Source organism: Halomonas sp. 3A7M (assembly GCF_014897875.1).
Taxonomy (GTDB): domain Bacteria; phylum Pseudomonadota; class Gammaproteobacteria; order Pseudomonadales; family Halomonadaceae; genus Vreelandella.
Map to the genome: position 1 here is coordinate 61,961 of NZ_JABUZD010000166.1, position 24,427 is coordinate 86,387.

Here is a 24,427-nt window from a genome sequence, read left to right on the forward strand (position 1 = left end):
AAGCCACACCAGGATGGGATGACAGAATAGCAGAGTACGCCTAAAGGCTCAATTTGAACTGCAGGTGGCAGAGGGGCGAAGACGCCCCTCACTATCAAAACTAAACGCCTAGGTAATCCAAAATCCCCTCAGCAGCTTGGCGGCCTTCGTAAATCGCGGTGACCACCAGGTCAGAGCCGCGCACCATATCGCCACCAGCAAAAATTTTCTCATTGCTGGTTTGGTAGGCGTACTGGCCATGCTCTGGCGCTTTTACGCGATCACGCTCATCGACCTGGATGTTGGCGCTATCGAACCACGGCGCCGGGCTTGCCTGGAAGCCGAAAGCTACTACGACTGCGTCGGCGGCAATAATTTCTTCAGACCCAGGCACAACTTCAGGACGTCGACGGCCATTTTCATCGGGCTCACCCAAACGAGTACGCACGACCTTAACCCCTTCGACCTGCTCTTCACCCACCACCGCAACCGGCTGGCGGTTGAACAGAAACTCAACGTCCTCTTCTCGCGCATTAGCCACTTCACGGCGGGAACCGGGCATGTTTTCTTCATCACGGCGGTAAGCGCAGATCACGCTGTCGGCGTGCTGGCGAATCGAGGTCCGATTACAATCCATCGCCGTATCACCACCGCCAAGCACCACCACACGCTTACCTTCCATCGAGATAAAATCGTTAGGATCCTTTTCAAAGCCTAAGCGACGATTAACGTTGGCGATCAGGAAATCGAGTGCTTTATACACACCAGGTAAATCTTCGCCGGGGAAGCCACCTTCCATGTACTTGTAAGTGCCCATCCCCAGGAAAACAGCATCGTACTCCTGCAGTAGCGTATCGAATTCGATGTCGGTACCAATTTCGGTATTCAGACGAAACTCGACGCCCATCTCTTCAAAGACGGCGCGCCGACGCTCCATCACGTTCTTTTCCAGTTTAAATTCTGGAATACCGAAGGTAAGCAGACCGCCAATCTCGGGATACTTATCAAACACGACGGGCTTGACGCCATTACGTGCCAAAATATCAGCGCAACCAAGCCCCGCAGGCCCTGCACCTACGATGGCGACCTTCTTATCGGTCCACTCCACCTTAGACATATCCGGACGCCAGCCCATCGCAAACGCGGTGTCGGTAATGTACTTCTCTATCGACCCAATAGTAACCGCACCAAAGCCATCGTTCAGCGTACAGTCGCCCTCACACAAACGATCTTGCGGGCACACGCGGCCACACACTTCCGGCAGCGAATTGGTTTTGTGTGAAAGCTCGGCTGCTTCAATAATATTGCCTTCCACCACTAGCTGAAGCCAGTTGGGAATGTAGTTATGTACTGGGCACTTCCACTCGCAGTACGGATTGCCGCAGTGCAGGCAACGATGCGCCTGGCTCGCCGCATCGGTAGGCTTAAAGGGCTCGTAAATTTCAGCGAACTCTTTGGACCGTGTGTGTGCGGCTTTTTTCTGTGGGTCTTGACGACCCACATCTACAAACTGGAAATCGTTATTTAAACGGTTAGCCATGATTTCTCTCCTCGAAGCGTAGGCCCTGGCGGGTTATTCCGGCTGACGCCGAGATTGATTCAGCAAACTACCCAAGCTTGCCGCTTTTGGCTTCACTAGCCAGAAGTGACGCGCGTAGTCGCCGAAGTCTTCCAGAATCGCCGCGCCCCGAGCGGAGCCTGTCGCCGCAACGTAGGCTTCAATCATTTCACGCAAATGACGGCGATACGCTTCCATCGCTTCGGTATTGACCCGGTGGATTTCGACCAGCTCGTGGTTGTACTTGTCCACAAAGGTACGGTCTTCATCCAGAACGTAAGCAAAACCACCGGTCATGCCCGCGCCAAAGTTAACGCCCGTTTCACCCAGTACGCAGACCAAGCCACCGGTCATGTATTCACAACAGTGGTCACCTGCGCCTTCAATCACAGCAGTAGCCCCAGAGTTACGCACGGCAAAACGCTCACCCGCAGTACCTGCGGCAAACAGCGTGCCGCCCGTCGCACCATACAGGCAGGTGTTACCGATAATGGCGGTTTTGTGGCTTTCAAACTGACTAACCTTGGGCGGCACAATCACAATGCTGCCGCCGTTCATGCCTTTGCCCACGTAGTCGTTGGCATCGCCCTCGAGATAGAGGTTTAAGCCACGGGCGTTCCACACCCCGAAGCTTTGTCCAGCCACCCCGGTAAAGCGCGCAGTGACCGGAGCAGATTCCAAACCATCTTCACCGTAGCGTTTGGCAATCGCGCCAGAGCTCAATGCACCTACGCTGCGGTCACAGTTAGTAATAGTGAAGTCAAACTCACCTCCAGATTGGCTTTCAATGGCCTCTTTCAGTACTGCCAACACTTCCTGGTTCTTAGCACCCGGGTCATGGGGCACATTACGACTCACCTTACAGAACTGCGGTGCATCTGCAGGCACAAAATCATTCGAAAGCAGTGGCGCTAGATCCAATTTACGCTGAGCAGCCGTGTTGCCTTCCAATACTTCAAGCAGATCGGTGCGGCCAATCAGATCTGTCAGCTGACGCACCCCTAACATCGCCATCAGTTCACGCACTTCTTCAGCAATAAAGCGGAAGTAGTTTTTCACCATATCGACAGTGCCGCGGAAGTGCTCACCACGCAGGAAGTCATCTTGCGTTGCTACGCCGGTGGCGCAGTTATTCAGGTGGCATATACGCAGGAACTTACAGCCCAACGCCACCATCGGCGCCGTACCAAAGCCAAAGCTTTCAGCCCCCAAAATCGCCGCTTTAACGACATCAAGCCCCGTTTTGAGACCACCATCAGTCTGCAGGCGAATCTTATCGCGCAGGCCGTTAATACGCAGCGCTTGGTGCACTTCAGGTAACCCAAGCTCCCAAGGAGAGCCCGCGTGCTTGATAGAGGTCAACGGGCTTGCCGCGGTACCACCGTCGTAACCAGACACAGTGATCAGGTCTGCATAGGCCTTCGCCACACCAGTGGCAATGGTGCCAATGCCTGGCTCAGAGACCAATTTCACGGAAACCTGGGCATCTGGATTGACTTGTTTGAGATCGAAAATCAGCTGCGCCAAGTCTTCAATCGAGTAGATATCGTGGTGTGGCGGCGGTGAAATCAGCGTCACACCTGGCACCGCGTAGCGCAGCCGGGCAATCAACTGGTTCACTTTACCACCTGGCAACTGGCCACCTTCACCGGGCTTGGCACCCTGGGCAACTTTGATCTGCAGCACTTCCGCATTGACCAAATAGGCCGGAGTAACACCGAAGCGGCCAGAAGCAATCTGCTTGATTTTCGAACTACGGATGGTTCCATAGCGGGCAGGGTCTTCACCGCCCTCGCCGGAGTTGGAGCGCCCGCCCGCCTCGTTCATCGCTTGGGCCAACGCCTCATGAGCTTCAGGAGACAGCGCGCCTAGCGACATCCCGGCACTATCAAAGCGCGGAATCAGCGCCTCAATCGGCTCAACATCCTCTAATGGAATGGGCGTTGCAGCAGGTTTGAGCTTAAGCAAGTCACGAATCGTGGCAACCGGACGCTCGTTGACCAACTGAGCAAATTTTTTCCACTTTGCGTAGCTGCCTTCTTGCACCGCCGCCTGGAGCGACTTCACAACATCGGGGTTGTAGGCGTGATACTCGTAGCCATGAACATACTTCAGCATACCGCCTTGAGAAATGCCTTTGCGGGCAATCCAGGCATCTTTCGCCAGTAGCTCTTGCTGCATTTGCAGCTCAGCAAAGCCTGCGCCCTGAATGCGGGATGCCATGCCGACAAAGCAGGTATCCATAATCTCATCGGATAGCCCCACCGCTTCGAACAGCATAGAGCCACGGTATGAAGCTAACGTTGAAATACCCATTTTCGAAAGAATTTTGAACAACCCTTTCTGCAGACCTTTGCGGTAATTCTCACGAGCATCAGCTGGATTGCCCGTTAGCTCACCGGTGCGATGCATATCCGCCATCACTTGGTAAGCAAGCCACGGGTACACAGCCGTTGCGCCCACGCCAAACAACACGGCCATTTGGTGGGCATCCCTTGCAAAGCCGGTTTCCACCACAATGTTGGCGTTCGGCCGCAGCGCCAAACGACCAAGATGAGAGTGAACGGCTCCCACCGCTAAAGCCGCCTGGATGGGCAACTGTCCTTTGGGAAGGTCAGCATCGGTCAACACCAGAATCACCTTGCCCGCTTTTACCTGCGCTTCAGCTTCCTGGCAAAGCAAGGTGACTGCCCGCTGCAGACTGGTGTGCTCCGGGTCGTAGCCGAGTGACAGCGTGTGGCTAGCAAAGGCAGGATCATCCTGGCTGACCAGCGCAGTAAATTTACGCGGTGACAGCACGGGTGTTGTCAAAATCAAACGGTGGGCATGCTCAGGCGTTGCCTTAAAGACGTTCAGCTCCGCACCACAGCAGGTCTCCAGCGACATAACAATCGCTTCACGCAGAGGGTCGATCGGCGGATTGGTCACCTGGGCAAACTTTTGACGGAAGAAATCAGTTAGCAGACGCGGACGGCTAGACAACACCGCCATGGGGGTATCATCACCCATCGAGCCAACCGCCTCCTGGCCACTTTCTGCCAGCGGGCGCAGCACCTGATCACGCTCTTCAAAGCTCACCCGGAACATTTTCTGCTGAACATTTAGTGCGTCGGTGTCCATTGTCTGGAAACGCGCAAGCTCAGTCAGCGCTGACTCTAGGTAATTGGCTTCTTGCTTGAGCCAGCGCTTATACGGATAAGCTGACTTCAGGCGGTTATCGATATCCTGGGTGTGCAGCACTTCGCCAGTCTGAGTGTCTACCGCCAGCATTTGGCCTGGGCCAACGCGACCCTTAGCGACGACATCCTCAGGGCGATAACCATAAGTGCCAATCTCAGACGCTAGCGTAATGTAGCCATTCTTGGTAATCACCCAGCGTGCGGGACGAAGGCCGTTGCGATCCAGCATACAAACGGCTTGGCGACCGTCGGTCATTACCACACCGGCCGGGCCATCCCAAGGCTCCATGTGCATGGAGTTGTATTCATAGAACGCGCGTAACTCGGCGTCCATGGTCTCAACGTTTTGCCAAGCAGGCGGCACCATCATGCGCACCGCACGATGTAGCTCCATACCGCCAGTCAGCAGCACTTCCAGCATATTATCCATGCTTGAGGAGTCTGACCCGGTGGTATTAACAATTTCGTCAAGCTCAGCAATATCAGGCAAGCGCTCGTTAACAAAATTGGCTTTACGGGAGTTCGCCCAGCCGCGGTTGGCTTCAATCGTATTGATCTCGCCATTATGAGCCAGCAGGCGGAATGGCTGGGCCAGCGGCCAGCGCGGCGCAGTGTTGGTAGAGAAACGCTGGTGGAACACGCAAATGGCGGTTTCCAAACTTGGATCATTCAGGTCTTTGTAGAATGCCGGCAAATCTTCCGGCATGACTAAGCCTTTATAGGAAACAACTTCTGAAGAGAGTGAAGCAACATAAAAGTCTTCATCGCTACGTAGCGCTTGCTCTGCATAACGGCGCGCCATAAACAGATCGACATCGAAGCGATCACTGCCTAAATTTCCACTACTAGCTGGCTGAACAAACAACTGCTCAATTCGCGGCAGACAGTCCAGCGCCATTGGGCCACATACGCTAGAGTCGGTGGGCACTTCGCGCCAGCCCAATACCTCTAAACCACGGCTGCTTAGCTCGCGCTCAAGGGTTTCTTTAGCATGAGCGGCACGTGCATCGTCATCTGGCAAAAAGATGACGCCTACAGCAAAGCGCTCGCCAAGCTCCGCATCAAGCGCTTGCTTCGCGGCAGCGCGCATGAATTGCACCGGCATTTTCAGCAGCAGGCCGCAACCGTCACCGGTTTTTCCGTCTGCCGCAATACCGCCGCGATGGGTCATGCAGGTAAGTGATTCAATAGCAGTTTTCAGCAAGTCGTGGCTGGCCTGCCCTTCCATATGGGCAATAAGGCCAAAGCCACAGTTATCGCGAAACTCGCCAGGCTGGTGAAGACCTCTATTCATGGGCGTGCCTCTAGTCAGCGTATTTATTTAGCAGCGTTTTCATGTTATCGTAACGGGTTTTTCTTATTTTTGACCTCTTACTGCCCATTAAAAATAGGGCATTTCCCGCTTCCACCGCTTCAAGAAAAGGTCGCTCAGCATAGCGATTTGCCTGCGTGTAGCGCAATCACCCAGAACCCGCCAATCCCTAAAAAACCTTGTCAAATCTTGCATTTGCATTAACGCTTAATAAAAAAATATATTAACTTCAACCACTTGCAAAGCAGCTAAACGATATTTAAACGATAAAAACACGTAATTAGACTTTAGTATCAATCTGCTCAAAAACCCCATGCCGATAGCGCATAAGGCATGCGGATTACATACAGAACAATCATCACTTAACGGCCAGACAACAAAAAACCCACGCGATGGTGGGTTTTCTGTGCGGCCTTGTTTGTTAAAACTGATCAGCAATACGGTCTATCAGTACTAATAAACAGTACTGGCTTTTGATTGTTTATAGCCAATACGCCTAGGCATTTAGTCGCGCGGATAGTGATGAAGTAGCACGCGCAGCATATCAGGCGGCGTGGCGTCACTGACGCAGGCGTCGCCCAGGGCATTGAGCAGCACCAAACGTAGCCGAGTATCAATATTCTTCTTATCTAGCTTCATGCGGGCTAAAAAGTCATCTGCCGACATTCCGGCAGGCGCGGCTAGTGGTAGCCCAGCGCTTTCAACAACTGCCTTAGCACGCGCGAGTGCATTGCTATCTATCCAGCCAAGCTGATGCGAAAGCGTTGCTGCCATCGCCATGCCTGCGCCCACGGCCTCACCGTGCAACCAGTTGCCATAACCTTGATGAGCTTCAATCGCATGACCGAACGTGTGCCCTAGGTTCAACAACGCGCGAACGCCCTGCTCAGTTTCGTCATCCGCCACAATGTCGGCTTTAATCTGACAACTTTGAGCAATCGCTTCGGCAATCACCGCAGGCTCAACACTACGTAGCGCCTGCATATGCTCTTCCAACCAGCTTAGGAAGCGCTCATCACGGATTAATCCGTACTTGATCACTTCTGCCAGGCCTGCGGAAAGCTCCCGGCTAGGCAGTGTGGCCAAAGTGTCGATATCCACGATGACGGCTTTTGGTTGCCAAAAAGCACCAATCATATTTTTACCCAGCGGGTGATTAACACCGGTCTTCCCACCCACCGAAGAGTCTACCTGGGATAATAACGTAGTAGGCACCTGAATAAAGGCAACGCCACGTTGATAAGCTGCCGCTGCGTAACCGACCATATCGCCAATCACACCGCCCCCTAAGGCAATCAGCGTACAGCGACGATTAAAGCCCGCCTCTAACAGCGCATCCCAAATCCGGCTTACCTGCTCGATGGTTTTATACTGCTCCCCGTCAGGTAGCACTACCGTGCGAATGTCTAAATGACCAGGCAGACCGACGCAAAGCGTTTCTAAATAAAGCGGTGCGATAGTCTCATTGGTGACTACCATCACCTGCTGACCCGCGAGATACGGCTCCAGCATATTGGCGCGCTTTAGCAGCCCAACACCAATATGGATCGGGTAGCTACGCTCACCCAATGCGACAGTTAGCGTACGCTGGGCACTTGTCATGTCAGTCATTGTGATACCTTTTTACTTTGAGCCCGCGCAATTTCCAGAGGGTCCACCATGCGATGGACACGACGCAGAATTTCGTTGACTACCGCACGTGGGCTGCGCCGATCCGTGCGCACCGTAATATCCGATGTCGCTCGATACAGCGGATCTCGTGTGGCGAACATGTCGTTCAGCACCTGTTCGCGATTATCACACTGTAATAGCGGTCGATTTCGATCTTTAGCAGTGCGCTTCAGTTGCTGGTCAACGGTGGTCAGCAAATAAACCACGGCGCCTCGCTCACGCAGAGCACGTCGATTCTCTTCGCGCAGCACTGCGCCACCGCCGGTAGCCACTACCACACCAGATAACTGAGTGAGCTCGTCAATCATCTGACTTTCGCGCTGACGAAAGCCAGGCTCACCTTCAACGTCAAAAATCCAGGGGATATCCGCACCACAGCGGTCTTGTATGGCGTGATCGCTGTCAAAGAACGAGCGCGACAACTCAGCCGCGAGTAAGCGGCCTATCGTGCTCTTGCCAGCCCCCATGGGGCCAATTAAAAAAATATTGGGTAACTCTTGCATCAGCGAACCGCCAAACCATCATCAAGTAGTCGTGGAGTAATAAAGACCAATAACTCTACCTTTTCATTGCTCTCTTCGGTATAGCGGAATAGCCGCCCAAGCCAAGGAATATCTCCTAGCAGCGGTGTTTTCGCTATTTGGCTCAACTGCTCTGTTGTCAAAATACCGCCTAACACTACCGTTTGCCCATTATCGACCAGCACTTGGGTCTCTATCTGGTTGGTATCAATCGGCGGTTCACCACCAAACTCACTTTCCCGGAAGCTATCGTTTTTAATCACCAAATTCATAATGATGCGGTTATCCGGAGTAATTTGTGGCGTTACCTCCAAGGAAAGCTCGGCCTCCTTGAACTCTGTATCTGGATTCCCTTCTGTATCTACGCTCTGAAAAGCCCGCTCTTCACCTTGACGAATAATAGCTGTTCGTTGGTTAGCTGTGATCACTCGGGGCTGAGAAATCGTCTGGCTTTTGCCCTCACTTTCCAGCGCTCGCAGCTCAAGATCTAGCAGCACGTCCCCTGATAGATAACCAAAACTAAACCCCGTGTTGGCAGCCGCCGCCGAACCTAGATCTACTGCGAGGCCACCCTGGGCACGGCTAATATTGTTAGGGTTAAGGTTACGCCGAGAAAACGTACCATCATCGTTTTCTAAAAAGCCGCGGGTACTCGACACGCCCCAGTTAATCCCTAGCTCCCGAGACGCGGTATCTCGGGCAATGACAATTCTTGCCTCAATTTGCACCTGACGGACGGCGACATCCAAGCGGTCTAAAGTGCCGATAATAGTGCGTACCTGCTCTGCCGTATCTTGCACCAGTAACGTGTTAGTACGCTGATCAATACTAACTCGCCCTCGGTCGGTTAACAGCCCAAAGCCGTCGCTACCACGCAACAGTTGGGCAAGATCTTCGGCACGGGCGTACTTTATTTCAATGAACTCAGTGACTAATGGCGCAAGCGTTTGGCGTTGGTTGCGTGTTTCTATCTCTTGCCGTTCAAGAGCCGCTAACTCGCTGGCAGGCGCCACTACGATCACATTACCCTGCTCCCGACTTGCCAGCCCTTGGCTTTGTAAGATCAGCGCTAGCGCTTGATCCCAGGGAACATCGTTCAAGTTAAGCGTAATGCGTCCGGCAACGCTATCACTGGCCACTAGGTTTAGGCCAGTAAACTCTGCCAGAGTGGCCAGCACTGCACGCACTTCAATATCTTGAAAGTTCAGGCTTAAGCGCTCTCCGGTGAAAGATATTCCCTGCTGTTCTCGCTGCTGTTGTGTAGCCTGACTCACCGGCTGCACTTCAATCGTCAACGTACGCCCGCTTTGCGATGAAGCCATCGCGATGGGGCCGTTCGTTTGTAGCTCCAGCCGCACATCACGCTGTCCAAGATGAGGGGTAATACGGGTAACCGGCGTCGCAAAATCAGTGACATCGTAAACCTGGTTAAGCGCATCAGGCAGCGCCACATTACGCAGCTCCGCAATAATGCTGCCCTCACTACCTTCACGCACATTAGCGACCACACCAGCACGATCAAATGTCACCACGACACGCCCTGCACCATCACCTCCACGCCGGAAATCAATATTTTCAACACGCGGTCCCTGGATGAACGGGGAAGTCTGGATAGCGTTAGTCGCTTGGGGTGCCGGCATAGACACAGAACTACCTGATGCTAGTGTGACTCTTAACTGCTCACCGACGACTCGAGCGGTATAATCAAGGGATTCATTCGAATCAACCACGAGACGCGTCCGCCCACTGCCCTCTAACACCGTCACTTGTTCAACAACACTACTACTGACGCCGATACGGCGTTGAGCAAGCGCACTTTGTGTATCTGCCAAATCCAGCGCTAGACGAGGAGGTGCATCTAATCGATAGCCACTTAGCTGGGCAACGCCGCCACTGAACTGCAGCACTAGCTCAACGTCACCGCCATGAGCTTGGCGCACATCGACATTAGTAAGCACTGATGCCATGCAGACCGATGGCACTACCGCAATTAATAACAGCAACGTTCGATAACATTTAGCAGCCATAAGCGATATCCATATCTGATAGCGAGTGAACAAGCTATTCCTCAAGGGTGAGCGTTACCTGGCGTTGCTGCCACCCTTGCTGAGGGCTAAAAACACGTTCAACAATAGTGATTCCTTGTGGTTCAATCTGGTTAATAAGGCCATGGTTGGTGCCTAAATAATCACCTTCTCGAACACTAACAACCTCCCCCTCGGGAGGCTCAATCAATGCAACTTGCTGCTCTCCCATACGTAGCGTACCCACTAAGCGCAACGTCTGGAGTTGAAAACGCTCTAAAGGCTCTTGAGCGCGCTGCTGTTCGGGGGCAAACTCGCGCACCGCCTGCTCCACTTGCAATACGTTTTCGCGCATACCCTCCGGTGCTAAGAAGGGACTGCGCGCACCGCTAAAGCGATAATCAAGCGACTGATACGTTGGCAATTCCTTCACTACCTCGGGCGCTTTCCCATCAGGAGTACGGCGTATTTCTGCAAGAGTTTGATCTAGCTGCCCCAGCTGAGGGTCACTGCAGCCAGCTAAGCCAGCAATACACAGCAGGCCTACCAAACGCTTCATGGTGCAGCCTTTTCGCTGTAAGTGCGTGCAAGCAGCGACATGCGTAGCATGTCACCATTCTGATCAACAGGCGCTAGTGTTAAATCGTGCTGGGTAATAATTCTCGCCAAATCGCTAATATCCGAAACAAATTGTGCCAATGCATAGTAATCACCGCGTACCTGTATATCTAAGGGGTGCTCTATATAGTGCGTGTTACTCACCGTAGGTCGCAAACGGATAGTTTCAATGGTTAGTCGATTTTCGATAGCGGCCTCACTGATGCTATCTAATAAAGAAGGAATTTCTGCACTGGTAGGCAGCATCGCCTGCATCTGCACCATTTGATTTTCAAGAGCAGTCAACTGATTGCGAATATCCGGCAGAAAAGCGGCTTCAGACGCCTTGCGTCGATACTCGACCAGCAGACGCTCCTCTTGACGCTGCTCTGCTGCAAGCAAATCGCGAGCCTCCCCCACCAGCCACCCGTTGATAACTAATAGGGCAACTAAAAAAACAAGTACCGCTATCATGGCTTTAAGCAGCCAGGGCCATTCGCCTGCTTCTTTGATATCCAACGATTGCCATTCAACGCTTCGCAGACGCAGCCAATCATTTTTTATGCGTTTACGGATAGGCGTCATGGTGCCGCCTCCATGGAAACGGCTTCTTCAGGAGACAGCTGCCTTACTTCAAACTGGAAAACACGCCGACTGTCATCTTGGCCACTAGCAACCTCGGAAAACAGCGGTACGCCTAACCCTGGTATAGCTGCAATTTGGCGTAGTTGCTCAGAGACCTGACGTTCATTACTGGCAACCGCTGAAAGACTGATTTGCTGTCCGCTACGTGACAGACGCTGATAGACAACCCTATCTGCGACGCTAGCAGCAATATCGTTAAACAGCCTCACTGTACTCATGCGTTCGTTATTAAGCGTGTGGAACAGCGCCAGTTGCTCTTCCAACCGCCCGATATCGCTCTGATAGCGTTGTACATCAGCGATTTCATTGTCTAACTGCTCAATACGAGTAGAGATATGGGCATTGCGCTGCTGCTGGGCAGCTAACTGCTGTTGGTATACGTGCAATACCACAACGCCACACGCCACGCCCAGCAGCAACATAAACAACATAACACCGTAAAATTGCCGCGTCCGTCTCTCTCGCCACCCCTCACGCCAGGGTAAAAGATTAATATTAATGCTCATTGGCTAACTCGCATCGCTAACCCACCCGCCGTTAGCATCGCTGGGGCAGCGTTTCTTAACGCTTCTTCACTGAGTCGTTTGTTAATGCGTAAACGCTGCAATGGGTTGGCGATACTCACCGACATACCGCTATCATCAGCAATACGCTCAGCGAGGCCTGGAATGACACTAGAACCACCCGCGAGTACAGTATGTTGCACCTCATGCTGACGACCCGCGGTGTAATAAAGCTGCAGCGAGCGTCTCCCCTGCTGTATCACCGTTTCTATAAAAGGCGTGAGCACTTTCTCTTGGTAGTCGCTAGGTAGACCACCACGCTTTTTAGCAACGCCCGCCTCTTCTATGCTCATGTTGTAATACTCGCGGATGGCATCTGTTAGCTGGCGTCCGCCAAACGCTGTATCACGGCTATAAACGATATGCCCACCCCGTACGACATGGAAGGCGCTCATATTGGCTCCGATGTCGAATAGCCCCACACAAGCAGTTGAGTCGTTTGCCACGTTTGACTGCTTACGTAGCTCGGCCAATGCGCGCTCTAAAGCGAACGTCTCTACATCGACAGCGGCAGGCTCCAGCCCCGCACGCTCTAGCGTTTCGGTAAGCAGAGTCACGTCTTGCTGACGACACGCTACTAATACAACTTCTTGCTGGCTCTCATCGAAAGGAGCAGGACCTAGACACTGAAAATCAAACGCCACCTCACTGAACGGAAAGGGAATATAGCGGTCAGATTCGGCGGTTATTCGCTCTTCGATCTCCTCTTCGCTTAACGAAGCAGGAAAAGTAAGCGTTTTAGTAATGGCAGCGCTCGCTGGGACGGCCACTGCTGCTTTACGAGTAAAGGGCTTTGCATGCTCGACAGTACGCCGAAGCACGCTCGCCACTTCATTAATGTCGCGGATGCGGCGCTCAACAACTGCACCTTCTCGCAGCGGTTGAACAGCGTAGCTGTCTACTTGGTAGTTATCGTTAGACTGTTTGAGCTCTAACAGCTTGACAGTCGCCGATGTAATATCGACTCCAATCAACCCTTTACCGGGCTTGAGTAAACGCATCCTGGGTTCGGCCCCGCCTGCCTATCGTGCGAATTTTGAGGTTACATGATTTTTAGTGAAGTCACACGCGAATGGCATTACGGCATATCAACACTGGTGACTGCTGCCTCGCCTTCCTATAATGGCAGCCAATTGCGTGATACGGTCGTTTAGTTACCGTGTCTATTCTCCTTTTCACGGGTGCACTCTGTTCATGACGTTTTTTCGAACCCTCATCCTGTCACTTTTTTCGCTAATCGTTGCGCTCATTGGCGCCACCGTGTTGGCAGTGGTGGGCGCCGCTATCTATTTTTCCCCTGGCCTGCCTGATGTGCGCCAGCTGCAAGATTTCGAGCTACATACACCGCTTCGCATCTTCACCAATGATGGCAAACTCATTGGTGAATTTGGCGAAGAGCGCCGTATGCCCGTCGACTTCGCTGATATCCCACAGGATATGATCAACGCACTGATCGCAGCGGAAGATGCCAGTTACTTTGATCATGCAGGCGTTGATCCTCGTGGTATCGCCAGGGCGGCGGTTGAACTGATCCAGAGTGGCGGCTCCATTCAGTCTGGCGGCTCGACCATTACCATGCAGGTTGCGCGTAACTATATGTTGACGCTTGACCAGACATTCACGCGGAAAATTCGCGAGATTCTGCTTGCCCTACAAATGGAGCAGATTCTTGATAAAGATGAAATCTTCGAGCTCTACGTCAACAAGATATTTCTCGGTCATCGCGCCTATGGCATCGCAGCCGCATCAGAAACTTATTATGACAAGCCATTGGCTGAATTAACGCTGGCTCAAACGGCAATGATCGCGGGACTGCCTAAAGCACCCTCAGCCTTTAACCCACTGGCTAATTCAGAACGCTCGCTTATTCGCCGCAACTGGATTCTGTTCCGCATGCGCGAGCTAGGACATATTGATAATGATGCTTATCTAGCGGCTGTGCAGGAGCCGGTGACAGCCCGCCGGCACTACACCCAAACCGAAGTAGACGCGGCTTATGTTTCAGAAATGGCTCGCCAATATGCTATCGAACGATTTGGAGATAAGGCGTATACCGGTGGCTACCGAATTTACACCACGATTGATAGCGAAATGCAGCCCTATGCTCACCAAGCATTAGCAAATGGCCTGCTGGCTTACGACCTTCGCCATGGCTGGCGAGGCTCAGAACAGCAAGATATCGCAGCCAGCTTGGTAGAAGCTCAAGAGCAAACCGCTACTCAAGGGCTTGAAGAGGAACTTTCAGAATCACCGGAAATTCGTCAAACCGCTCGCCAAGCAGCTGAGCGTAGCCAAACACAAGTTGAGGGTGTCGATGGTGACGTCAGCAACTGGCTGCAGGTATTAGAGCGCACGCCCAACTATGGCCTGCTTCAGCCTGCGATTGTGGTTGAGAGCAGTGGCCGTGAAATGCAGGTACTTACTCGCGGTGGCGAACTGCAAACGATTGCCTGGAGCGGCCTAAACTGGGCACGCCCCTATTTGAGCCCACGCAGTCGTGGTGCCGAACCAAGTAGCGCAGATCAAATTGCTGTTCGCGGCGACTTAGTCCGCGTGATTGAAAACGAAGATGGATCGCTACGCTTGTCGCAGCGCCCCGACGCCGAAGGTTCCTTGGTTGCACAAGATCCACGCACTGGCGCTATTTTAGCCTTACAAGGCGGGTTTGATTTTAATGCCAGTAAGTTCAACCGTGCCATCCAGGCCCAGCGTCAATCCGGCTCCATCTTTAAACCGTTCATCTATCTTGCTGCCCTAGAAGATGGCGGTATGAACGCAGCAAGCGTGGTCAATGATTCCCCCGTCGTACTAGATGACGGTAGTAATTCATTATGGCGCCCAGTCAATTCAAGCCGTGATTTCCTAGGCCCGATGCGCTTGCGAACAGCGCTTGCTCGTTCGCGTAACTTGGTCACCATCCGTGTGCTTCAAGCTACGGGATTGGACCATACTATTCGCTACCTAGAAGGATTTGGCTTCTCCCCCGACCGCCTACCACGCGGGCTGTCACTCGCCTTGGGCAGCGCCAGTTTAACGCCCCTGGAAATGACCAACGCGTATTCCGTTCTTGCCAACGGTGGTTTTCAGGTCGCGCCATGGTTTATTGAACGCGTCACGCGTAACGATGATGAGGAACTTGTGGATGAAGCAACGCCTCAGGTTGCCTGCCCTAGCTGCGCTGAGGGGCAGGAAACAGTTGAAATCGACGGCAAGGAGTACCCAGTAGCTGCTCGGGTCGCTGACCCTGCTGCTGTCTATATTCTGCGCGACATGCTGCGTGACGTCATTACGTCTGGCACCGGTCGTGGTGCTCTTAGCCTGAACCGCGACGATATCGTCGGCAAAACGGGTACCACCAATAACCAGCGTGATGCCTGGTTCGCAGGCTTTAACAGCGACTTAGTGACCACAGTATGGGTAGGAAAAGATAGCAATGAGTCCACCGCTGAATATGGCTCTAACGCAGCACTACCTATCTGGGTTGACTTTATGGGCGATGCACTAGAAGGCACCCCATCAGCGATCCCCGAACGCCCGGATACTGTTGTTAGCGCACGGGTAGACCCCTCCACCGGATACCGCTTGGCGGATGGTCAGTCAGGGGGCATTTCTGAGCTCTTCCACCGTGACCATCTTCCCGGCTACCAGCAACGTCGCATTAGTCGTGAACTGGAAGAAGCTAGTGGCTCGCAGGGGTCTGGTACCGCAGAGTCCATTTTCTAAGCCGTACCTGCACAAAGCAAAAGCCCGGAGACCTAATGGTCTCCGGGCTTTTTTTATGGCGTACATTAACGCCCTACGATTAGCCGTCCATCGGCAGACGTTCTCGCTTGCTGGCAAACCAGTTGGCACCAATCGCGGCAATCATCACCACCACACCCGCAATTTCCGTTAGCAGATTTGGGTAGAAAACCCCGAAAATAGCAGCGCCAATCGCCAAACGCGGTAACCAAGACATCTTGGTAAACAGATAACCTTCAAGCGCGGCAGCAAATGCACACAGCGCCAGAATAGCAATCAACGCATTCCAAACCACCACTGGCACGGGGCCACCGACAATGATTTCTGGATTAAACACCATAAATAGCGGAATTAAATAGAGACCTTTGGCAAATTTCCAGGCTTGGAAGCCAGTCTCCATGGGTTTACTGCCTGCAATTGCGGCCCCCGCAAAACCGGCCAGAGCGATAGGCGGTGTCACATTGGAATCTTGGGAGTACCAGAACACCACTAAGTGAGCAATCAGTAGCGGCACTCCAAATTCAGCGGTCAACGCTGGGCCCACCAGCACAATCAAGACAATATAGCTCGCGGTAACCGGCAGTCCCATCCCCAAAATCAAGCTTGCCAGCAGCACCATCACCAACGCCAACACTAGGTTGCCGCCAGAAAAAGCCAGCATCATTGAGGAAAACTTCAATCCTAGCCCTGTCAGGCCCACAACGCCGACAATAATCCCGGCCACGGCACAAGCCATAGAAACCGCAACGGCATTCCGCGCCCCCAGCTCCAACCCCTGAACCAACTTAACGAGCCCCGCCCACACCACACCTTTGGTGCGGCTCATGGTGACCGGCTGACCTTGCTTGGGAGCAATAAAGAAGTACCAAAGCGCATAGCGAAGAACCGCCACAGCGATGATCGTGACAACGGCGTAATACCCCACGCGCATTGGCGACATACTCATCGCTAGCAGCCACACTAGCACCGCTAGAGGAAGCAGGAAGTGCCAGCCATCTTTCATGACTTGGCGCATTTGCGGCAACTCGCTTTTCGCCAATCCCTGCATTCCCTGCTTCAATGCAATGATATGGACAAATAGATACACCGTTGCAAAGTACATAATCGCCGGCAGAATGCTGACTTTAACGATTTCCAAATAGGGCGTGTTGGTATATTCCGCAATTAAAAACGCCCCCGCCCCCATTAAAGGCGGCATAATTTGCCCACCGGTAGAGGCGGCTGCTTCTATTCCTCCCGCCTGTTTTGGCTGATAGCCCAGCTTTTTCATCAGCGGAATGGTAAATGCCCCGGTGGTCACCACGTTGGCAATCGCACTACCCGAAATAGAGCCCATACCGGCTGAAGCCAGCACGGCAGCTTTCGCGGGGCCGCCCCGCTGGCGGCCAGTGGCCGCATAGGCCATATCAATAAAAAACTTGCCAGCGCCAGTGCTTTCCAAAAAGGCACCAAAGAGTACGAATATAAAGATGTAGGTCGCCGCAACACCCAAAGGCAGACCAAAGATGCCTTCTTGCCCTAAATAGAGCTGCCCTGCGACGCGCTCCAAGGTATAGCCTCGATGCTCTAAAATGCCGGGCATCCATTCGCCTAGCCATGGCAGTTCACCCCTAGGCCCTGAAAATGCGTAGATAATGGCAAGCAGGCCGATCACCGTCATGCCAAACCCAACGGCTCGACGACTTGCTTCCAACACGGTAACCGTCGCAATACAGGCCACTAAAATATCGGTGTCACTCCAGAAGCCGGCTCGATTGATAATCTCATCCAAAAAGAGCACCAGATAGCCACCGGTAGTCAAAGCCCCAGCAAAGAAAATTAGATCAATGCCCCACCCCAGCACTCCACGTTTGCGCGTTGGCCCAAACACAGGAAACATCAAAAATGCCAGCAACATAATCAACGCTAAGTGAATACTGCGTTGATAGAAAAGCCCAAGGGGCTGGATACCAGCAGAATAGAGCTGGAAGAGTGAAAGCCCCACCGCAACCACGGTGATACACCACAGAACCATGCGGGGCTGCATCGCATTCGCGCCGGGCATCACAACCGGCGGTGGAGTGGATTCGTTCATGAACGTCCTCGGAAGCGTTAACTACTATCGTTTTTATTCACGCGGAGCGGTGCTAGGTGATAATAATTGGATAATCACACGTTGCCCGGCTGCGTACTCACTTAAACTCACCGGTGAATGCTCACCATTCGGCCACACCACTTGGTGATTGACGGCAGAAGAACCGACTCTTAATGCATAACGGTTATTTGCTACGGGCTCATTAATAGCATTAATCCAATAACCGCCCTCACCATCTGAGACCTGCTCACCACGGCCAAAGATATGACCAAGCCCTGCGGCAAAGTCTGGTTGATGACTACGCTCAAGTTGCATAACGCCTGCCGCGTTACGATAACAATCCAGTACCGTAAAGTGCTCAACAGAATGTCGCCACTGGATACACCAGCGGCCTTCTGAAGGCACCAGCGCATCCACAAGAACACCGCCTTGTTCAGTCACTACAGCTAAACGCATAGACGCATTCACCGAAGCGGGGGAAGCCCCCACTTCGGCGAACGGTAGACATGCAAAAAGTAGCGCCATCAGTCGTTGCTGCCACTGCATGGCAATATCCTTATGGCAATGTCTTATGGCAAGACCTTTAACCGTTAAGGGCGCAGACGATCAGGAATATCCGCTCCTACTTCTTCAAAGTAGCGAATCGCCCCCGGGTGCAACGGCACAGGCGTAGAGTTCATAGTGAACTCAATGGTAGTGTCGTTGGCGGCAGGGTGAACAGCAATCAGCTCATCAGTGTTTTCAAATAGTAGCTGAGTTAGCTGGTAAGCGAGTTCTTCGTCCATATCAGAATTCACCACTAATACGTTGGGAATACCGATGGTCTGAACAGACTCATCCATACCGTCATACATACCCGCTGCCAGCTCGTAGGGCGCGAACACCGCCTCCGCTTCCTGTGCGTTGGCCACTTCTTCATCGGAGAGGCCAATTAAGCGGATATCACGGGTAGCGGCAAGGTTAAGAATAGAACTGGTGGGGGGCCCAACGCTCCAGAAACCGGCGTCGATATCGCCATCACGAATGGCATCTGCGGTTTCGTTAAAATTGAGTCGCTGAGGGGTAAAATCTTCATAACTAATGCCGTTGGCTTCCAAAACGGCACGCGCATTTAGCTCGGTGCCACTGCCTGGTGCACCCACGGAAACACGCTTCCCGGCCAGATCAGCGATGGTCTCGATATCCGACTCAGCCAGCGTCACCAACTGCACCGCATTCGGGTAAACAGAGGCCAGTGCACGAGTGTTTTCAATCTGACGGCCGTCAAAGTCGCCGCTGCCGTTATAAGCCTGATAAACCGTGTCGGCCAGCGCTAGCGCCAAATCGGCGTCGCCACGCATAATCAGCCCCATATTTTCAACTGAGGCACCAGTAACCTCAGCAGTCGCCTGAGCGCCTTCAATATGGTTATTAATCATTTCAGCGAAGCCACCGCCGATCGGATAATAAACCCCGCCGGTACCGCCGGTCGCGATTGAAAGCTGTTGCGCACTGGCTGGAAGTGCAACAGCCAACATGGATGCTGCCACTGTATATTTTAGAGTTCGCATAAGCGGTTCCTCCGTCCTGTTTGGACTTATAAGTATGGTTGACGATAAGGAGGTGTGAAGTCCCAGCCTCTGGTTACCGTAAACGGCAAGCAAACGCGGTGCAATGACGTTAGCACGGCTTTAGCGTGAGATGCTAATGCAACGCTATTCGCCGATGGCGTCCGTATAAATGTCGTTACCTGTGCCAAATGTCTAAAATTTATTGATAATAGCGATTAGTTAATGCAGATCGCCACGCCCAACGTTGGCCTAAGGAGATATCATGGAGCACGATGCGCCGCGCCCGAACCTAGCCATCAGTGCCTATCGCGCCCTGAAGCACGACATCATTCGCGGCCGTTATGCACCTGAAGAGAAGCTTTTAATGAGCCGCCTCAAGGAGTATTACGGCGCCAGTACCGGTCCTCTACGCGAAGCGCTTTCCCAACTAGTTGCCGACCGTTTGGTGATTGCGATTAGCCAACGTGGCTATCGCGTTGCCCCCATGTCGCTGGCCGAGCTGAACGATATTTACGACGCACGCGCGCAGTTAGAAGGCCTGATTTTGCGCCTGGCCATTGAGCGCGGTGACGACGACTGGGAAGCCAACGTCCTCGCCACCGCTCATCGGCTAGCTAAAGTGACCGAGGTAAGCTCCCCCGATGAGCTGTTGGATGGTTGGGATTTGCGCCATAAGGCATTTCATACCGCCATTGCTAGCGGCTGCAACTCTCCACACCTGTTGCAGATGCGCGACACGCTGTTTGATCAGGTTGAACGCTACCGCCACCTGTGGCTGCAGGAAACGGTGATGTCTCCCCAGGCACTTGAAATCAAAAGACAAGAGCATGCCGCCTTGGTAGACGTCATCCTGGCTCGTGATACAGAACAAGCGGCTAACCTCATGCGTGATCACTTAATGACGCCTGTCCCGATTATTACCCGTGTTCTCAAGGAGCGAGGGATCAATTAAATTCTTTATTTTAAAATGTAGATATTTTAATAAAACGACGATACATTGAGCCGTATCAAAATGACTATGTAGGAGTTCACGCCATGACCCGCTTCAATTGGGACGACCCGCTGCTGCTCGAACACCAACTCACCGATGAAGAGCGCCAAATTCGTGATGCAGCTCACGACTACTGCCAGGAAAACCTGCAGCCACGCGTGCTGAGTGCTTTTCGTGAAGAGCGCTTTGATCGTGAGATCATGAGCGAGATGGGTGAGCTTGGCCTGCTGGGTGCAACCGTCGCCCCTGAATATGGCGGCTCCGGCGTGAATCATGTGGCCTACGGACTCATTGCCCGCGAAGTAGAGCGCGTTGATTCAGGCTACCGCTCAGCGATGAGCGTGCAGTCATCACTGGTGATGTATCCGATTGAAGCCTATGGCTCTGAAGAGCAGAAGCATAAATATTTACCTAAGCTCGCCAGCGGAGAAATGGTCGGCTGTTTTGGTTTAACCGAACCTGACCATGGCTCAGACCCTGGTTCAATGATCACTCGGGCAGAAAAAGTTGACGGCGGCTACCGCTTAACCGGTGCCAAAATGTGGATTACCAACAGCCCGATTGCCGATATTGCGGTGGTTTGGGCAAAGTCCGCCGCCCACGACAATCAAATCAAAGGCTTTATTGTTGAGCGCGGTACCGAAGGCTTCAGCACCCCCAAAATTGAAGGCAAGGTGTCGCTTCGCGCCTCCATCACCGGTGAAATCGTACTGGACAATGCCTTTGTCCCTGAAGAAAACCTATTGCCTAACGTTAGCGGTTTAAAAGGTCCTTTCGGTTGCTTGAATAAAGCGCGTTATGGCATTGCCTGGGGCGTCATGGGCACCGCTGAGTTCTGTTGGCATGCCGCACGCCAATACACCTTAGACCGCAAACAGTTTGGCCGCCCGCTGGCTGCAAATCAGTTGATCCAGAAGAAACTCGCAGACATGCAAACCGAGATCACCCTGGGCTTACAGGCTGCGCTACAGGTAGGTCGCCTGATGGATAGCGGCAATTGGGCACCGGAGATGGTCTCACTCATCAAACGCAATAACTGCGGTAAAGCGCTAGATATCGCTCGCCAGTCTCGCGACATGCACGGCGGCAACGGCGTTTCCGATGAGTACGGCGTTATTCGTCATATGGTGAATTTGGAATCGGTAAACACCTACGAAGGCACTCACGATGTACACGCCTTAATCTTGGGTCGTGCCCAGACCGGTATTCAGGCATTTTTCTAAATAGCGACAAGTGAGGCACCTAATGAGCACAGCAGCCAAGCCACTAGCAGGCATCAAAGTACTCGATATTTCACGTGTACTGGCTGGCCCGTGGTGCGGGCAAATGCTCGCAGACATGGGGGCTGATGTGATCAAGGTAGAGCGCCCCGTCAGCGGCGATGATACTCGCCACTGGGGCCCTCCATGGCTCTCTGGCAGTTCAGAGTCGGCCTACTATCTCTGCGCCAACCGAGGCAAGCGCTCGGTCACCGTCGATATGGCCAAGCCTGAAGGCCAGGCATTGATTAAACAGCTCGTCGCCACCTCCGATGTGTTACTTGAAAACTTCAAAGTGGGCGGTTTGAAAAAGTACGGTCTGGACTATGAGAGCCTGAAAACACTGAATCCTCGGCTTATCTACTGTTCAATCACCGGCTTTGGCCAGGAAAGCCCTTACGCACACCGCGCCGGTTACGACTTCATGATTCAGGCAATGGGCGGCATTATGAGCCTAACCGGCAAGCCTGATCATGAGCCCGGCGGTGGCCCCGTCAAAATCGGCGTTGCCTTTACCGATATTTTCACTGGCCTGTATGCCGCCAATGCCGTGCTGGCAGCGCTTTACCAGCGCCGCGATAGCAACGTCGGATGTCATATTGATATGGCATTGATGGACGTTCAGGTGGGCGTACTGGCGAACCAGGCGCTCAACTACTTAACCTCCGGTCAAGTACCTCAGCGGCTGGGGAATGCACATCCCAATATCGTTCCCTACCAAGCATTTGCCACTGCTGATGGCCATATGATTGTGGCCGTCGGTAATGACGAGCAGTTTAAGCGTTTCTGCCAAGTGATCGATCAACCAACGTTGCCGCTGGACCCACGGTTCGCCACCAACGGCGCACGGGTGCAGTACCGCACTGTATTGGCTCCTCTACTGGAAGCCGTATTACTAACGCAGAAAACTGATGAATGGCTGGCTGCCTTTGAAGCTGCCGGTGTGCCTAGCGGACCAATCAACACCTTGGATCGCGTCTTCGACGACCCCCATGTCAAAGCACGTGGCTTGAAGCAAACGCTTCCCCACAGCCAAGCCGGTCACGTCGACTTAGTCGCAAATCCTATCCGTATCAACGGCGAGTCCATCAGCGCTCAGACTCCCCCACCCTCACTGGGTGAGCACACGCAGCAGGTGCTTGACGAGCTTGGCATTACCAGCGAACAGCGCCACGCTTTGCAACAAGCAGGCATTATTTAGCACTGAATAACGCCTTATCTTACAAAGTGAGCGATAACGCTGCTCAACTATTATTGCGTTGCCATACATGTGTTAACGTTTTCTGCGCACTATGCTGAGGTAGTACTCACTACACAGAGGAGTTGAGCCATGAGCAACGCCGAGCTAAACGAACTGAAGCAGAAGTATGTCGCCGCGGGCGCCGCCAGCCCCGCCACTGCTTTTGCGGATCGCGCTGAGAATGCTGAGATCTGGGACGCCGACGGCAATCGCTTTATCGACTTCGCAGGTGGTATTGGCGTTTTGAACGTAGGGCATCGCCATCCTAAAGTGGTTGCTGCGGTGAAAGCCCAGCTGGATAAGGTCATGCACACCTGCCAAACAGTGATGCCTTATGAAGGCTATGTAAAAGTTGCTGAAAAACTTAGCCACCTCGTACCGGTTCGCGGCCACGCCAAAGTAATGCTGGCTAACTCCGGTGCAGAAGCGTTGGAAAATGCCGTTAAAATTGCCCGCGCTGCCACCGGCCGCTCTAACGTCATTTGTTTTGACGGCGGTTATCACGGCCGAACGTTCTACACCATGGCCATGAACGGCAAAGTAGCCCCGTATCAAAGCGATTTTGGCCCGATGCCAGGCACGGTATTCCGCGCGCCTTATCCGGTGCCCTACCACGGTGTCAGCGAAGACGAAGCCCTTCGTGGTCTGAAAATGACCCTGAAAACCGACGCCAACCCAAAAGACACTGCCGCGATTGTCTTGGAGCCGGTGCTTGGCGAAGGCGGTTTCTATCCTGCATCTAAAAGCTTCCTGGAGAAGATCCGCGAAATTTGCGATGAGCATGGCATGCTGATGATCATCGACGAAGTGCAGTCTGGCTTTGGCCGAACCGGCAAAATGTTCGCCATTGAGCACAGCGGCGTTGAGCCGGACATCATGACCATGGCGAAAAGTATGGCTGACGGCATGCCAATCTCTGCGATTGTCGGCACCGATAAGGTCATGGACGCCTCAGGCCCTAACTCTCTGGGCGGCACCTATACCGGTAGCCCTACCGCCTGCGCCGCGGCACTGGCCGTGATGGAAGTATTCGAAGAGGAAAACATTCTTGAGAAAAGCCGAGCGCTGGGTGAAAAGCTAGCGGCTCGTTTTGGCGAGTGGCAGACCAAGTTCGACTGCATTGACCATGTGCGCAACATGGGCGCTATGGCGGCATTTGAGCTGGTCTCGAACAAAACGGATCGCACGCCCACTCCAGAACTTGCCGCGGCGCTGTGTAAGAAAGCCCGTGAGGAAGGCTTGATCCTGCTCTCCTGCGGCATGTACGGCAATACGATTCGCTTCTTGATGCCCGTCACGATTGAAGACAGCGTCCTCAACGAAGGGCTGGATATTATCGAATCTTGTTTGGAATCGCTGGTTTAGCAGTTACTAGCGCCAACATTGACGCCGCCCAATCGGGCGGCGTTTGACTATTTCTTGTATACGTAGTGCTAGAACCAGTGCTAGAACCAGTGCAAGGCACCAGCACAAGCCAAAGCCCCCCCTCCCAGACCAATTTCAACCGCCCTGTCGCTATTCAG

17 protein-coding genes are annotated in these 24,427 nt (G+C 53.1%); 5 read left to right on the plus strand and 12 right to left on the minus strand.

All coding sequences use genetic code 11. The features are described from left to right. Positions 1-100 precede the first annotated feature (100 nt). The 9 genes from INT19_RS16380 to pilM form a co-directional block, all read right to left on the minus strand. Positions 101-1,519, minus strand: a complete 1,419-nt coding sequence (locus INT19_RS16380; RefSeq protein ID WP_193061516.1) for an FAD-dependent oxidoreductase — start codon at positions 1,517-1,519, stop codon at positions 101-103. Positions 1,520-1,552: 33 nt separating this feature from the next. Further along, positions 1,553-6,010, minus strand: a complete 4,458-nt coding sequence (gene gltB, locus INT19_RS16385; protein ID WP_193061517.1) for a glutamate synthase large subunit — start codon at positions 6,008-6,010, stop codon at positions 1,553-1,555. Positions 6,011-6,532: 522 nt separating this feature from the next. Next, the gene (gene aroB, locus INT19_RS16390) at positions 6,533-7,639 is read right to left on the minus strand and encodes a 3-dehydroquinate synthase (protein WP_193061518.1); all 1,107 of its coding nucleotides are present in this window, start codon (positions 7,637-7,639) and stop codon (positions 6,533-6,535) included. Then, positions 7,636-8,202, minus strand: a complete 567-nt coding sequence (aroK, locus tag INT19_RS16395) for a shikimate kinase AroK (protein ID WP_038481630.1) — start codon at positions 8,200-8,202, stop codon at positions 7,636-7,638. Before aroK ends, aroB begins: the two co-directional genes overlap by 4 nt. After that, positions 8,202-10,247, minus strand: a complete 2,046-nt coding sequence (pilQ, locus tag INT19_RS16400; RefSeq protein ID WP_193061519.1) for a type IV pilus secretin PilQ — start codon at positions 10,245-10,247, stop codon at positions 8,202-8,204. Before pilQ ends, aroK begins: the two co-directional genes overlap by 1 nt. A gap of 34 nt (positions 10,248-10,281) precedes the next feature. Continuing rightward, positions 10,282-10,803, minus strand: coding sequence for a pilus assembly protein PilP (locus tag INT19_RS16405; RefSeq protein WP_193061520.1), 522 nt, complete (start codon positions 10,801-10,803; stop codon positions 10,282-10,284). Further along, the gene (locus INT19_RS16410) at positions 10,800-11,426 is read right to left on the minus strand and encodes a type 4a pilus biogenesis protein PilO (protein WP_193061521.1); all 627 of its coding nucleotides are present in this window, start codon (positions 11,424-11,426) and stop codon (positions 10,800-10,802) included. Before INT19_RS16410 ends, INT19_RS16405 begins: the two co-directional genes overlap by 4 nt. Further along, positions 11,423-11,992, minus strand: coding sequence for a PilN domain-containing protein (locus tag INT19_RS16415; RefSeq protein WP_193061522.1), 570 nt, complete (start codon positions 11,990-11,992; stop codon positions 11,423-11,425). The genes INT19_RS16410 and INT19_RS16415 overlap by 4 nt, the downstream gene beginning before the upstream one ends. Continuing rightward, a complete protein-coding gene (pilM, locus tag INT19_RS16420) occupies positions 11,989-13,050 on the minus strand; it encodes a type IV pilus assembly protein PilM (protein WP_193061523.1) in 1,062 nt (353 codons plus the stop codon). Before pilM ends, INT19_RS16415 begins: the two co-directional genes overlap by 4 nt. A 193-nt stretch (positions 13,051-13,243) precedes the next feature. Here pilM and INT19_RS16425 point away from each other — a divergent pair, with 193 nt between their 5' ends. Then, positions 13,244-15,772 carry a penicillin-binding protein 1A gene (locus tag INT19_RS16425; protein ID WP_193061524.1) on the plus strand — a complete coding sequence of 843 codons (2,529 nt, stop codon included), beginning with the start codon at positions 13,244-13,246 and terminating at the stop codon, positions 15,770-15,772. A 79-nt stretch (positions 15,773-15,851) separates the two neighbouring features. Here the strand turns inward: INT19_RS16425 and INT19_RS16430 are convergent, their stop codons facing one another. Genes INT19_RS16430 through INT19_RS16440 form a run of 3 tightly spaced genes read right to left on the minus strand, consistent with a single transcriptional unit; the run spans position 15,852 to position 19,414 of the window. Then, on the minus strand, positions 15,852-17,864 hold the full coding sequence (locus INT19_RS16430; protein ID WP_193061525.1) for a TRAP transporter permease: 2,013 nt from the start codon (positions 17,862-17,864) through the stop codon (positions 15,852-15,854). Between the two features lie 33 nt (positions 17,865-17,897). Next, positions 17,898-18,410 (minus strand): DUF1850 domain-containing protein, encoded by a 513-nt coding sequence (locus tag INT19_RS16435; protein ID WP_193061526.1) that lies wholly within the window; start codon positions 18,408-18,410, stop codon positions 17,898-17,900. A 44-nt stretch (positions 18,411-18,454) separates the two neighbouring features. After that, positions 18,455-19,414, minus strand: a complete 960-nt coding sequence (locus tag INT19_RS16440; RefSeq protein ID WP_193061527.1) for a TAXI family TRAP transporter solute-binding subunit — start codon at positions 19,412-19,414, stop codon at positions 18,455-18,457. 262 nt (positions 19,415-19,676) lie between these two features. On the opposite strand from INT19_RS16440, the gene csiR reads away from it, so the two are divergent. The 4 genes from csiR to gabT all read left to right on the plus strand — a co-directional run bounded on the left by csiR (position 19,677) and on the right by gabT (position 24,269). Continuing rightward, entirely contained in the window at positions 19,677-20,366 is a 690-nt protein-coding gene (csiR, locus tag INT19_RS16445; RefSeq protein ID WP_038481603.1) for a DNA-binding transcriptional regulator CsiR, read from the plus strand. A gap of 83 nt (positions 20,367-20,449) precedes the next feature. Next, entirely contained in the window at positions 20,450-21,628 is a 1,179-nt protein-coding gene (locus INT19_RS16450) for an acyl-CoA dehydrogenase (RefSeq protein WP_083001338.1), read from the plus strand. A gap of 22 nt (positions 21,629-21,650) precedes the next feature. Further along, entirely contained in the window at positions 21,651-22,865 is a 1,215-nt protein-coding gene (locus tag INT19_RS16455) for a CaiB/BaiF CoA transferase family protein (RefSeq protein ID WP_193061528.1), read from the plus strand. Between the two features lie 129 nt (positions 22,866-22,994). Beyond that, entirely contained in the window at positions 22,995-24,269 is a 1,275-nt protein-coding gene (gene gabT / locus INT19_RS16460) for a 4-aminobutyrate--2-oxoglutarate transaminase (protein ID WP_193061529.1), read from the plus strand. The last annotated feature ends 158 nt before the right edge of the window (positions 24,270-24,427 follow it).

What these genes read in the sequence shown, in the direction of transcription:
- INT19_RS16380 (WP_193061516.1), bottom strand. Translation starts at nt 1,519, where the DNA reads ATGGCTAACCGTTTAAATAACGATTTCCAGTTTGTAGATGTGGGTCGT.
- gltB (WP_193061517.1), bottom strand. Translation starts at nt 6,010, where the DNA reads ATGAATAGAGGTCTTCACCAGCCTGGCGAGTTTCGCGATAACTGTGGC.
- aroB (WP_193061518.1), bottom strand. Translation starts at nt 7,639, where the DNA reads ATGACTGACATGACAAGTGCCCAGCGTACGCTAACTGTCGCATTGGGT.
- aroK (WP_038481630.1), bottom strand. Translation starts at nt 8,202, where the DNA reads ATGCAAGAGTTACCCAATATTTTTTTAATTGGCCCCATGGGGGCTGGC.
- pilQ (WP_193061519.1), bottom strand. Translation starts at nt 10,247, where the DNA reads ATGGCTGCTAAATGTTATCGAACGTTGCTGTTATTAATTGCGGTAGTG.
- INT19_RS16405 (WP_193061520.1), bottom strand. Translation starts at nt 10,803, where the DNA reads ATGAAGCGTTTGGTAGGCCTGCTGTGTATTGCTGGCTTAGCTGGCTGC.
- INT19_RS16410 (WP_193061521.1), bottom strand. Translation starts at nt 11,426, where the DNA reads ATGACGCCTATCCGTAAACGCATAAAAAATGATTGGCTGCGTCTGCGA.
- INT19_RS16415 (WP_193061522.1), bottom strand. Translation starts at nt 11,992, where the DNA reads ATGAGCATTAATATTAATCTTTTACCCTGGCGTGAGGGGTGGCGAGAG.
- pilM (WP_193061523.1), bottom strand. Translation starts at nt 13,050, where the DNA reads ATGCGTTTACTCAAGCCCGGTAAAGGGTTGATTGGAGTCGATATTACA.
- INT19_RS16425 (WP_193061524.1), top strand. Translation starts at nt 13,244, where the DNA reads ATGACGTTTTTTCGAACCCTCATCCTGTCACTTTTTTCGCTAATCGTT.
- INT19_RS16430 (WP_193061525.1), bottom strand. Translation starts at nt 17,864, where the DNA reads ATGAACGAATCCACTCCACCGCCGGTTGTGATGCCCGGCGCGAATGCG.
- INT19_RS16435 (WP_193061526.1), bottom strand. Translation starts at nt 18,410, where the DNA reads ATGCAGTGGCAGCAACGACTGATGGCGCTACTTTTTGCATGTCTACCG.
- INT19_RS16440 (WP_193061527.1), bottom strand. Translation starts at nt 19,414, where the DNA reads ATGCGAACTCTAAAATATACAGTGGCAGCATCCATGTTGGCTGTTGCA.
- csiR (WP_038481603.1), top strand. Translation starts at nt 19,677, where the DNA reads ATGGAGCACGATGCGCCGCGCCCGAACCTAGCCATCAGTGCCTATCGC.
- INT19_RS16450 (WP_083001338.1), top strand. Translation starts at nt 20,450, where the DNA reads ATGACCCGCTTCAATTGGGACGACCCGCTGCTGCTCGAACACCAACTC.
- INT19_RS16455 (WP_193061528.1), top strand. Translation starts at nt 21,651, where the DNA reads ATGAGCACAGCAGCCAAGCCACTAGCAGGCATCAAAGTACTCGATATT.
- gabT (WP_193061529.1), top strand. Translation starts at nt 22,995, where the DNA reads ATGAGCAACGCCGAGCTAAACGAACTGAAGCAGAAGTATGTCGCCGCG.